Consider the following 12,290-nt stretch of genomic DNA (forward strand, 5'->3'; position numbering starts at 1 on the left):
TCAACTGCTTTCTATTTGGTATTTTGTGGTGTCTTCCTTTCGCTCCTCGCAGGAGCGACGTATGTTAATATACCACGTTTGAAATTCTAATTCAACCTTCATTAATGTTCATATAACGTCATTACATGTAAATAACACAAGTATGCTCCAAAATGCTTCTATATGCTACTGATTACACCTATCCAGCTCATCTCTGATAGATTTGAAATCTTCCCAGGCAGGGTACTTCTTCTCAGGATCTCTTAAAAGCGCCGCAGGATGATATGTAGCTATTATCTTCACACCTTTCTTTTCAAACCATTGTCCTCTCATGGCCGTTATCTTAAAATCTTTATCAATTATAGCTTTTGCGGCCGTAGCACCTAAACACACTATTATTTTTGGAGCTATTATTGCAACTTGATTTCTAAGATATGGTAAACATGCATCTACCTCGCTCTGAAGCGGCACTCTATTGTTAGGCGGCCTGCATTTTACAATATTGGCAATATACACATCTTCCCTTTTTAAATTTATTGCCTCCAGCATCTTATTTAGCAATTGTCCCGCTTTCCCTACAAAAGGTCGCCCTTGCAAATCCTCATCTCGCCCAGGTCCTTCACCTACAAACATGATTTTCGATCTTAAATTTCCTTCGCCAAAGACAACATTATTTCTGACATTGTGTAGCGGACATTTAGTACAATTCATGCATTGCTCAATGAGTTCTTTTAGCGGTAACAGCGACATCAAAACCACCCTTTTCAACAATTCCTTTTCTTGTATTTGTCTCTTTCTGTTTCATAAAGATTATTGCCATACATATCAATTGTAACAATTACAGGAAAATCCACTACGGTAAAAAGATGTATAGCTTCTGGTCCTAAATCTTCATAAGCCACAACATTAGAATCTGTTACTCTTTCAGATAACAAAGCACCAGCACCACCTATAGCTGTAAAGTAAACAGCATGATACTTCATCATTGCCTCAACCACATTTTCGCTTCTATAACCTTTTCCAATCATTCCTTTTAAGCCTATCTCTAAAAGCTTTGGCGTATAAGCATCCATTCGCCCACTTGTAGTAGGTCCACAGCTTCCCACGACTTGACCAGGTTTTGCAGGGCAAGGCCCAACATAGTAAATCACTTGATCTTTTATATTAACCGGCAATTCCTTTCCATTATTTAAAGATTCTATCATTCTTTTATGTGCCGCATCTCTTGCAGTATAAATCTTTCCAATAATTAAAACTTTGTCTCCAGCTTTTAATTCTTTAATAACTTCATCTGTTAAAGGCGTATTTATCTTTTTATACATTTTTTCCTCCACATTTTAAATATTTATAATATAGCTGTAGCATGTCTTGTAACATGGCACGATATATTCACAGCCACTGGTAACATTGCTATATGTGTAGGGTATTTTTCGATGTTTACTGCCAAAGCAGTTATCCTTCCTCCCAATCCTTGTGGTCCTATGCCAAGGCCATTTATTTTTAATAAAAGTTCTTCTTCTAATGCTCTCACATTGCTGTCAATGCTTCTTTGGTCGATAGGCCTTAAAAGGGCCTTTTTAGCTAGCAACGGTGCATATTCAAAATTGCCACCTATTCCAACGCCTACCACCAAAGGTGGACACGCATTAGGGCCTGACGCTTCAACTGTATCAATTATAAACTTCTTTACACCTTCAATGCCATCGGAAGGCTTCATCATCTTCAGTGCACTCATATTTTCACTTCCTGCACCTTTTGGCGCAACTGTAATTTTCAGTTTGTCGCCGTCTACAATATCATAATGCACAATCGGCGGTGTATTATCATTTGTGTTGATACGTATGAATGGATCCCTCACAATTGATTTTCTTAAATACCCATTGAGATATCCATCTTTAACACCATTATTTATAGCATCATCAAGACTGCCACCTACAACATGGACATCTTGTCCTATCTCAACGAAAATCACCGCTATACCTGTGTCTTGGCATATTGGCATTTCCTTTGCCTTGGCAATCTCAGCATTTTCAACTATGTCATTGAGTATTTCTGCACCTATTTCGCTGATTTCCTCGTGGACTTTCTCCTTCAACATATTTAATACATCATTTGGCAAATTGTAATTAGCTTTAATGCACAAAAGCTCAACAGTCCTTCTTACATCATCTGCTTTTATTTCTCTCATACAGCACCTCAATTCTATATCGATTGTTAAAATAATAATACTACAAGATTAGGTTTTTAAAAAGACTTCAAACAGATTTCCTATAGAAATACATTTCTCCGTTTTCTATGGAATAATCGATAAGATTTTTTTCTCTCAAATAACTCAAAAACGCGGAGACCGATGAAAAATAAATATAATACTGAGTAAAATTCAAAGGAAGATCGTTTAATATTACTAAGTTTTGCAGCAATCCTTCCCTTGTCTGAGGTTGTTCCAATAATTCCAGCATAATTTTAATATTATCTTCTATATTTGAAATATTTTTTTCTATCAGTGCATCAAGCTCATCCTTGTTAAGCACTCTATCTATGTGACTTATTACAAAATAGTCTGCATCCACCTCTTTTAACTTTTTTAAAGTTTCAATGCTTTTTTCTATATTAAACAAATATGGAAGTGAGTATTTTTTTATTGTGTCCTCACTAAATACGCTGTCTCCCAAAAAACATACTTTATCAGGTGTAATGACACCGATTTGATCTATTGAATGCCCCACCAAAGATATTATATCAAACTTTTCATCACCAATTTTTGAAATACCACAATCAAGGATGAAATCTACAGAAAATGTTTTATTAGTCGTATCAAGGTCTCTTATTGGAGATGAAGAAAACAGCACTATATCTCTCAACTCTGGATTTTCTATATATAATCGCTCCTTATTTGATGTATAGATTTCGCACCCAGGGTACTGAGTTTTAAAATATATATTGCCACCGCAGTGATCCATGTGATTGTGAGTGTTTATGATATATTTGGGATGCAATCCGTTTTCTACTAATACATTGTCAATCTTTCTCGCTTGCCCATTGTTTATACCTGTATCCACTAATAGGCAATTTTTGTTTTTATAAGCATAAACACCTATATTTGTAGGATTATCTATGTAATAAGTGTTTCTATTTATCTTATTTAAATTCATGCGATTACCTCCAAAAATTACATCATCACATGATAATTTTACACCCTTTATCAAATTAATTCAAAGTAAAAGCCCCATGATAGACATCATGAGGCTCTTAAACTGCTTTCATACCTCTTTTTTTAAATTCTTCTTTTATCTCTTCTATTTTTGATGTGTCAGGAGGATTTATTCCCTTCAATCTATATGGTATCCCAAGCACGTCATATTTATACACACCCATTTTGTGGTACGGAAGTATCTCAACTCTATCTACATTTTTCAACGACGAAACGAAATCAGCCAATTTTTTTATCTCTTCCATATCATCTGTTATTCCAGGCACTATTACATGCCTTATCCACATTTTTTTACCTTCATCAGAAATGTATTTTGCAAACTCCAAAGTCTTTCTATTCGAAACGCCCGTAAGCTTTTTATGCCCTTCATCATCAATATGTTTTATGTCAAGTAAAAAAAGATCGGTGTATTTTACAAGTTCTTTTACTTTATCTATATCAACATATCCTGATGTATCTAATGCAGTGTGTATAAAAGATGCTTTAAGCTTTTTAAATAGATCTTCGCAAAATTCAGGCTGTAATGTAGGTTCTCCACCCGTCAACGTCACGCCACCACCTGATGCCTTCATATATGGCATATATCTTTTTACATCATTAAATATTTCATCTGTCGATACTTCTTTGCCACAGCTATAATCCCATGTATCAGGGTTATGGCAATAAGCACATCTTAAAGGACAGCCTTGCATAAAGACTACATACCTTATGCCGGGCCCATCTACAGTACCACATGTCTCTATTGAATGTATTTTTCCCATAACCATGACACATCACCTTTATATAAAATTTGCCTTACATAGATTCGTGGAACGTGCGGGATATAACCTCCAATTGCTGCTCTCTCGTTAATTTATTGAAGTTGACAGCATACCCTGAAACTCTAATAGTAAGCTGTGGATATTTCTCAGGATGCTCCATGGCATCAAGCAACATGTCTCTGTTTAAAACGTTGATATTTATGTGGTGCCCTGCATTAAATGCGTATCCATCTAATAGTCCTACAAGATTATTAATTTTATCTTCGTCATTTTTCCCAAGTGCATTTGGTACAATTGTAAATGTGTATGATATGCCATCTAACGAGCTGTCATAAGGTATTTTTGATACTGAATTCATTGATGCTATGGCACCTTTTGTATCTCTGCCGTGCATCGGATTCGCACCTGGTGCAAAAGGCTCTCCCGCCTTTCTTCCATCAGGCGTAGCACCTGTCTTCTTGCCGTACACCACATTTGATGTAATTGTCAAAACAGACAATGTTGGTATAGAATTTCTGTAAGTCTTATGCTTTTTAAGCTTATTCATAAATCTTTCCACAATGTCAACTGCTATCGAGTCAACCCTGTCATCGTCATTGCCAAACTTAGGGAAATCACCTTCCACTTCGTAATCTACCGCTATATCATTTTCGTCTCTTATGACTTTTACTTTGGCATACTTTATGGCACTTAAAGAATCTGCCGCAACAGAAAGACCTGCGATTCCAAAAGCCATCGTCCTCACGATATCTCTATCATGCAAAGCCATAAGAGACCTCTCATAAGCGTATTTATCATGCATATAGTGTATTATATTCATAGCTTTTACATACACTTTTGCAAGCCACTCCAGCATGTTGTCGTATGCTTCCATTACCTCATCGAAATCTAAATATTCAGACTTTATGGGATTAAATTTTGGTGCCACTTGTGTTTTATACCTTTCATCGACGCCACCATTTATAGCGTACAGCAACGCCTTCGCCAGATTCGCTCTTGCTCCAAAAAATTGCATCTGTTCCCCCGTCTTCATGGCTGACACACAGCAAGCAATACTGTAGTCATCATTGTATATTGGCCTCATTAAGTCATCATTTTCATATTGAATAGAGCTGGTATCTATTGATACCTTGGCACAGAATCTTTTAAAGTTTTCAGGAAGATTTTTAGACCATAAAACTGTTAAATTCGGCTCAGGTGCAGGACCTAAATTATACAATGTGTTTAATATCCTAAATGAATTTTTAGTAACAAGAGGTCTTCCGTCTACACCTACACCACCAATTGATTCTGTGACCCAAACAGGATCACCGCTAAACAACTCATTGTAATCAGGGGTCCTTAAAAACCTCACCATTCTAAGCTTCATAACAAAGTGATCCATCAATTCTTGCGCCTGCTTCTCTGTCAATGTTCCTTCTTTCAGATCTCTTTCAATGTATATGTCAAGAAAAGTAGATACTCTTCCAAGCGACATAGCAGCACCGTTTTGTTCCTTTATAGCAGCAAGGAAGGCAAAGTAAGTCCACTGCACAGCTTCTTTTGCGTTTTTAGCAGGTCTTGATATGTCGTATCCATACTTTAATGCCATTTCCTTCATTTCATTTAATGCTTTAATCTGTTCTGTCAGTTCTTCTCTCAAGCGGATAGTTGCTTCATCAAATTCATCGTAATCAAGCTCAAGCTTTTCTTTTTCCTTTTCTTCGATGAGTCTGTCTATTCCATAAAGTGCAACTCTCCTGTAATCGCCTATTATTCTTCCTCTGCCATACGCATCAGGAAGACCCGTTATTATACCAGCATGTCTTGCTGCCCTTATTTCCGGAGTATATGCATCAAACACGCCATCATTGTGGGTCTTTCTGTATTTCGTAAATATCTCTTCTACTTTTGGGTCGACTTTATATCCATAAGCCTCACAAGCTTTTTTGACCATCCTTATGCCACCGTAAGGCATTATAGCTCTTTTAAGAGGTTTGTCTGTCTGCAATCCAACTATTTCTTCAAGATCTTTGTCTATATATCCCGCATCGTGAGATGTTATAGACGATACAGTTTTTGTATCAATATCTAATACACCTTTTTTCAATTCTTCTTTCATTAATTCAAGAACCTTATTCCAAAGCTTAATAGTCTTTTCTGTAGGTCCCTCTAAAAAACTGTCATCGCCTTCGTATAACGTATAATTTTTTTGTATAAAATCTTGAACATCAATAGTCTTTTGCCACTTGCCCTCCTGAAACCCGCGCCATTCACTAATCATCTTTATTCCCCCTAATTATTTATTATAGTTTTATTATAGCCATTTTGTTCTTTGTAGTCAATATACTGTATACACTTCAGAAAATTTATTATCTTGAAACATCATTTTAATTGTATCATCAGTAAAGCACAAAAAATATGATATATGCCACATTTTCGATACAATTTTTATATTTTTGGGATATAATTAACTAAGAAGTAAGTTATACTGTTTAGGAGGAAACTAAAATGTCGAAGATGAGAATAGATAAGCTTTTATCAAATATGGGATATGGTTCAAGGAAAGAAATTAAAAATTTTATAAAAGAATGCCTTGTTGCAATAAATGATGTAATAATCGATGACCCTGGTTTTACAGTCCAACCTGACAAAGACGTTATCACATTTAGAAACGAAAAAGTCTCATACAAAGAATACATATATATAATGATGAACAAACCGAAAGGCGTCATTTGTGCAACATATGACCCATCGGAAAGAACCGTTGTAGACCTTTTGCCACACCATATAAAATCAAGAAAGGTTTTTCCAGCAGGAAGACTTGACAAAGACACAGAAGGATTGCTTTTAATCACAAATGATGGAGAACTGTCACATAAACTTTTATCGCCAAAAAAACACGTCTTTAAAAAATACTATGCAGAAGTTTTAGGATTTATCGACGAAGATGACGCATCTTTGTTTTCAGAAGGCATATTATTAGACGATGGTTACAAGACTATACCTGCAACTCTGGAAATAATATCTTCAGGCAATATCTCAAAAGTATATATTTCAATCAGAGAGGGAAAATATCATCAAATAAAAAGAATGTTTGAAGCGATAGACTCAAAAGTCATCTACTTAAAAAGGCTTTCAATAGGTAAATTAAAATTAGATGAAAATTTAAAAGAAGGGGAATGGCGGGAATTAAACGAAGAAGAAATAAAATTGCTTAAGTCAATTGAATAGCTATTTCAATTGATCGATTGCACAGTGGGATATCATAATCGATACAAGGCTTTCAGCTCCTTCATTGCTATTTACACCATCTTCTGTTATACCATCGCTGCAGCCTCCACTATCTTCATCGTATAAGCTTAATCCTTTTGAGTTTTTTCCGTAAAACCATTTGTCACAGTCTATGGCTCTTTTTTTGTATTTTTCATCGCCTGTCAATTTATAAGCATCTATATACATGAGAGCCATTGTATACGCTTCTACAGGCTGCTCATCATATTCTGCAATGTTTTTGCCCTTTCTATACCATCCTTTGCATCCAACAGCTTTAAAATAGCCATTTTTAAAGCAAACACTATCCAGAAAATCAACTGTTTTTAAAGCGACATCCAGAATTTCCTCGTCTTTAACGATTGAAAAATACTTTAGAAGCGATAATGGAATGATTCCATTATCGTACGACACTACATCTTCAAACCACTGCCAATCTTTATTTGAATTTTTTTTGTACTCCTCGATGATATCGTACGCCAATTTATCCATCTTTTTTCTGACAAAATCTTTATCTAAATTCTTAAAAGAATTGTAAACATAGTATAAACCTATTAAGGTGTATGCTTTACCTCTGATGTAATTTAGAATATCTACTAAAGGCAATGATTTCTCAATCATCTTATATGCAGGCAACTTTACCCTTTCATCAATATCTGCATTTATTAAATACCCTAAAGCCCAAATGCACCTGCCAAAACAATCTTCTGAAAAATCTTCATCAATAAATTTCCTATCAAAAGACATGAAATTTCTAAAACGGCCGTCGTCTTCTTGCGCGTACATCAAAAATGACAAGTATTTTTTAATAAGGTCAATAAACACATCATCTTTGTACTTTTCGTACATCATTGTACAGGCTATCAAAGCCCTTCCATTGTCATCAGTCGTATAACCATATTTAGGATTAGGGACAGAGCCAACAGAGTGCTGCATCATGCCTGTATCATCTGTCAGTATAAACAAATGGTTAAACATTTTTTTGCCGTTCACAATACGTCCCTCCTTGTTTATACTGCTTCTTTTGCATCATCCTCTAAATCTTCAAATATTCTCAAGAACAATTCAACATATTCTAATGCAACGTTGTCCCACATCATCGTTTTTCCATAAACTTTTATCTTCTCCTCCATGATTTGCTTTTCGTGAGGATTTTCTATGGCAAAACTTATGCAGTTTGCTATAGAATCGGGATTTTTAAATTCCGCTAACAGTCCCCTTCCATCGCTTAAAATTTCCTCAGCGTATTTGTATGGAGTTGATACAACTAATTTCCCCAAGCCTGCAGCGTATGCCAATGTTCCACTAACCGCTTGTTCTCTGCCAATGTATGGCGTCAAATATACATCTGAGAGTTTTAAGTATTCGACGATTTCTCTTTTTGTTAGATATTTGTTGACAAACTTTACATTGTCGTTTAGATTTAGCTCATTTACCTTCCTTACAAGAAAATCTCTGTAAACTTCACCATCTGACCTGACTATATTGGGATGTGTCTGTCCGAGTATAAGGTACAATATATCAGGATGTTTCTCCTTAACCTTCGCTATAGCTTCTATGCCGTATTCTAAGCCTTTACCTGGGCTTATCAGTCCAAAAGTACTTACAACAAATTTTTCTGCATCAATATTGTATTTCTTTCTCAAACTATCGCCGGACAACGTTGGTAAATTCGGAACACCGTGAGGCAATACTACAATTTTACTTTCATCAACACCATATACATTGGTAAGAAGCGGAATTGTATTTTTAGCCATCGTGACAACTCTTTTGCTCTTTGTGCATAATTTTTTTAAAATGTGCTTTTGTTTATCAAGTGGATTAGACAATATCGTATGAAGAGTTACGACATAAGGCACTTTTAAATTGTCTACAAGGTCTAAAATATATTCGCCCCACTCACCGCCGTAAATTCCATATTCATGCTCGATCACTAACAAATCAATTAACGAATCATTTAATTTATTCGCAAGTTCTAAATAGCTATTTCGGTCGTGCTGCTTAAGCCTATAAATAACATCATCACCATAATCATATTCTTTATCGTCTATCGCAATCACTTTTGGTTCATTTATAATTTTGATATCTTTAAGCTCATTTACCAAATCCTGTGTAAATGTAGCTATTCCACATTCTCTCGGTGGAAATGTACTCAAAAATGCAATGTTTATTTCTTTATTCTTTACCATTCATAACACCTCCATCAACTTACAGCATAATCGTTAATACCATTTGCATAAACTTCATCTTCAATTTTCCTCATGTCATCTACCACGCTATTTGAAGCCACAACAGCATTTATCAAATTTACATTTCCTTTAACTTTGACATTGTCCCATAAAACGCTGTGCCTTATAATGCTGTTAGAACCTATATGCGTATTATCACCTATAATCGCATACGGACCTATCTCTGCTTTAGCGTCTATTTTGACGTTACTTCCTATAAAAACAGGCTCAACAATTTTTACTGAATTATCGATTATGTTTTTTCTATGTTTAATATCGTGATGGCTTACATCAACATATTTGCAATATTTTTTCAATATGTCAAAGTGGACTCTTTTGTACTTCTCAATTGTTCCTATGTCTATCCAATATCCGTCATACCTATACGCAGCCATTTTATAACCTTTCGATAAAAGTTTTGGATATGTATCCCTTTCTATTGAAACCACTTCATCTTTAGGGATTTCATTTAATAGCTGCGGTTCAAATACGTATATTCCCGCATTTATCCATTTTGAATTAGTCTCGTATGGTTTTGGTTTTTCTTTAAACGCTGTAATGTAATCATTATCGTCATACTCTATTACACCGTATTGCGATGGATCCTCTACTTTAGTCATTGCAATAGTAGCTAATGCTTTTTTTGACTTGTGATACTCCACAAGACTTCTAATATCAATATCACATATAATATCTGAATTTAGTATTAAGAAAGTATCATTGAAAAATTCTTCAGCATTTTTTATAGCCCCACCTGTACCCAATGGTATGTCTTCTTTGATGAATGAAACTTTTACCCCTAATTTTTCACCATTTTTAAAATAATTCTCAATATGATTAGATTTATAGCATGTGCTTATTACAAACTCGTCTACGCCTTGATTTTTAAGTCTTAAAATGGTAGATTCTAATAATGGTCTACCCATTATAGGTACCATAGGTTTAGGAAGAAAATTCGTCAGAGGTCTTAGCCTTGTACCTAATCCTCCTGCCAGCAATAATGCTTTCATTCGAATTCCCCCTTCGTCAATATTTAGTTTTTGTTTAACAATTAGAATTTATAATCGTGTTGCAATCAAAGTACAATGTGAGTTAAATGTGAAGATACATCAGTTGTATTAGCACTCTATATAAACGGCTGCTAACAATTAAAATTATAATCCTTTTAATTCCATAAGTCAAGAGGGTTAAAAAGGTATGTAAACGTTAGAAGCCAACTTTACACAAAGCCTCCATCTACAGTCAATACTTGACCTGTTATAAAGGAAGATTGATCAGATAGCAAAAAAACCACTGCCTTAGCGACTTCATCTGGCATCCCAAGTCTTTCAAGAGAAGTTCTTGTCGACAGATATTTAAGTGTATCATCTGACAAGCTTTTATTCATGTCTGTTTCGATTACACCAGGTGCAACACAATTAACTCTTATATTTGATGGTCCTAATTCTTTTGCTAATGCTTTTGTAAAAGCTATAATAGCACCCTTTGAAGCAGAATATGGCACTTCACAAGATGCACCGTATATTCCCCACATTGATGAAACATTCACAATAGCACCTTTTTTACTTTTTAGCATATACTTTAAAGCGCTTTGTGTACAATTAAACATGCCATTTAAATTCACATCCATCATGTATCTCCAATCTTCTACTGATACATCCATAAAAGGCTTAATTTGTGAAACACCAGCATTATTGACCAAGTAATCTATGCGCCCAAATCTCTCAACTACTTCTTTCATCATCGTTTCTACTTCTTCTCTATTTCTGATGTCTGCTTTAAATACATCTGCATATCCTAAGTTACTTTTTATATGATTCTTTAAACTACATGCACTATCGTAATCTGTATTGTAATGAATTGCCACACATCCGCCTAATTTCGATACTTCTTTACATATAGATGAACCAATGCCTCCAGACCCACCTGTAACAACGACAACTTTACCACTAAACATAAAAACATCTCCTTTAATAAATAAATTAAGCCGCTTATAGATAGGTTATACAAAAGCAAAGCAAAAATCAATAGAAAAAAGGTGTATGAAACACCCATACACCTTTTGTAGTTATTTTTTTATGGCCTCTACTGTATTTTTTGTGGTGCTATAAAGGCCAGATGCCCCAAGCCCCATAGCAGTACCCAACAGAATGCCTTTTAAAATATCACCGGGAGCTATGTAAAGTATTCCTAAAGCTATTCCAAATATTAACGAAATCAATGCTGAATATTTTTTAGGTAAGCCAATTTGTTTTACTACCTCTACCAAACCTATTATCAAAGGTATCAGTGAAACATCGTAAACATCCATAATAAAATCCCCCTAAATACACATTTCTAATAACATTATATTTTGTCCCGCGTTTTTTAAGACATGAAATTAAAGTTTTTGCAGGTCTTGTTAAAAAGGCACATTTGAAAAAAAATTATCACCGTTCACAAATTGTTTTTTCTATATACTGCTGGCTCATTACGTTAGATCGGCTAAAGTTGTCTATGCGTTATGACGGCTTTTAACGTACTGACTGCGTTCGCCAAGTATATTATGAAAACAAAATTAATCGCTCTCTTCAATAATATTTTTCGGAAAAATACTTAATAGAAAAGAATGAACAAATAAGATAAAATAAAAAAGACCCCGTTGACTGGAATCTTGATATCATTGGAGCGGATGACGGGATTCGAACCCGCGATCCTCGGCTTGGGAAGCCGATGCTCTACCACTGAGCCACATCCGCAAAATATTCTTTTTTAAATACAAAAATGGCTCCTCAGGTAGGGCTCGAACCTACAACCTACCGGTTAACAGCCGGTTGCTCCACCATTGAGCTACTGAGGAATATATTATCCGGCAGCGAC

The 12,290-nt window shown here is 35.2% G+C and carries 12 protein-coding genes and 2 tRNA genes; 1 reads left to right on the forward strand and 13 read right to left on the reverse strand.

Annotation, left to right across the window (positions count from 1 at the left end; translation table 11 throughout):
- Positions 1–165 precede the first annotated feature (165 nt).
- The 6 genes from HNR52_RS11195 to pflB all read right to left on the reverse strand — a co-directional run bounded on the left by HNR52_RS11195 (position 166) and on the right by pflB (position 6,214).
- The gene (locus HNR52_RS11195; protein WP_013786894.1) at positions 166–729 is read right to left on the reverse strand and encodes a uracil-DNA glycosylase; all 564 of its coding nucleotides are present in this window, start codon (positions 727–729) and stop codon (positions 166–168) included.
- A 14-nt stretch (positions 730–743) separates the two neighbouring features.
- The gene (locus HNR52_RS11200) at positions 744–1,301 is read right to left on the reverse strand and encodes a Fe-S-containing hydro-lyase (RefSeq protein WP_435620602.1); all 558 of its coding nucleotides are present in this window, start codon (positions 1,299–1,301) and stop codon (positions 744–746) included.
- 23 nt (positions 1,302–1,324) lie between these two features.
- Complete coding sequence (locus HNR52_RS11205; protein ID WP_435620603.1) at positions 1,325–2,167, reverse strand: fumarate hydratase; 843 nt, start codon at positions 2,165–2,167, stop codon at positions 1,325–1,327.
- 67 nt (positions 2,168–2,234) lie between these two features.
- Positions 2,235–3,131, reverse strand: a complete 897-nt coding sequence (locus HNR52_RS11210) for an MBL fold metallo-hydrolase (protein WP_435620604.1) — start codon at positions 3,129–3,131, stop codon at positions 2,235–2,237.
- 97 nt (positions 3,132–3,228) lie between these two features.
- Complete coding sequence (gene pflA, locus HNR52_RS11215; RefSeq protein ID WP_435620605.1) at positions 3,229–3,957, reverse strand: pyruvate formate-lyase-activating protein; 729 nt, start codon at positions 3,955–3,957, stop codon at positions 3,229–3,231.
- Positions 3,958–3,985: 28 nt separating this feature from the next.
- Positions 3,986–6,214, reverse strand: coding sequence for a formate C-acetyltransferase (pflB, locus tag HNR52_RS11220; protein ID WP_013786888.1), 2,229 nt, complete (start codon positions 6,212–6,214; stop codon positions 3,986–3,988).
- A 227-nt stretch (positions 6,215–6,441) separates the two neighbouring features.
- On the opposite strand from pflB, the gene HNR52_RS11225 reads away from it, so the two are divergent.
- Positions 6,442–7,164 (forward strand): pseudouridine synthase, encoded by a 723-nt coding sequence (locus tag HNR52_RS11225; RefSeq protein ID WP_435620606.1) that lies wholly within the window; start codon positions 6,442–6,444, stop codon positions 7,162–7,164.
- On the opposite strand, the gene HNR52_RS11230 is transcribed toward HNR52_RS11225, so the two are convergent.
- From HNR52_RS11230 to HNR52_RS11260, 7 genes are all read right to left on the reverse strand, one after another.
- Complete coding sequence (locus HNR52_RS11230) at positions 7,165–8,196, reverse strand: glycoside hydrolase family protein (RefSeq protein ID WP_435620607.1); 1,032 nt, start codon at positions 8,194–8,196, stop codon at positions 7,165–7,167.
- Positions 8,197–8,213: 17 nt separating this feature from the next.
- Positions 8,214–9,392 carry a glycosyltransferase family 4 protein gene (locus tag HNR52_RS11235; protein WP_435620608.1) on the reverse strand — a complete coding sequence of 393 codons (1,179 nt, stop codon included), beginning with the start codon at positions 9,390–9,392 and terminating at the stop codon, positions 8,214–8,216.
- A 14-nt stretch (positions 9,393–9,406) separates the two neighbouring features.
- Complete coding sequence (locus HNR52_RS11240; protein ID WP_435620609.1) at positions 9,407–10,441, reverse strand: nucleotidyltransferase family protein; 1,035 nt, start codon at positions 10,439–10,441, stop codon at positions 9,407–9,409.
- A 209-nt stretch (positions 10,442–10,650) separates the two neighbouring features.
- Positions 10,651–11,388 carry an elongation factor P 5-aminopentanone reductase gene (gene ymfI, locus HNR52_RS11245; protein WP_013786883.1) on the reverse strand — a complete coding sequence of 246 codons (738 nt, stop codon included), beginning with the start codon at positions 11,386–11,388 and terminating at the stop codon, positions 10,651–10,653.
- A 111-nt stretch (positions 11,389–11,499) separates the two neighbouring features.
- Positions 11,500–11,742 (reverse strand): hypothetical protein, encoded by a 243-nt coding sequence (locus HNR52_RS11250; protein ID WP_013786882.1) that lies wholly within the window; start codon positions 11,740–11,742, stop codon positions 11,500–11,502.
- A gap of 352 nt (positions 11,743–12,094) precedes the next feature.
- Positions 12,095–12,169: transfer RNA gene (locus HNR52_RS11255), tRNA-Gly, on the reverse strand.
- 26 nt (positions 12,170–12,195) lie between these two features.
- Positions 12,196–12,270, reverse strand: a tRNA-Asn gene (locus tag HNR52_RS11260).
- Positions 12,271–12,290: the final 20 nt, after the last annotated feature.

The sequence above is a fragment of the Thermoanaerobacterium thermosulfurigenes genome (genome assembly GCF_051201035.1).
In the GTDB taxonomy this organism is placed as follows: domain Bacteria; phylum Bacillota; class Thermoanaerobacteria; order Thermoanaerobacterales; family Thermoanaerobacteraceae; genus Thermoanaerobacterium; species Thermoanaerobacterium thermosulfurigenes.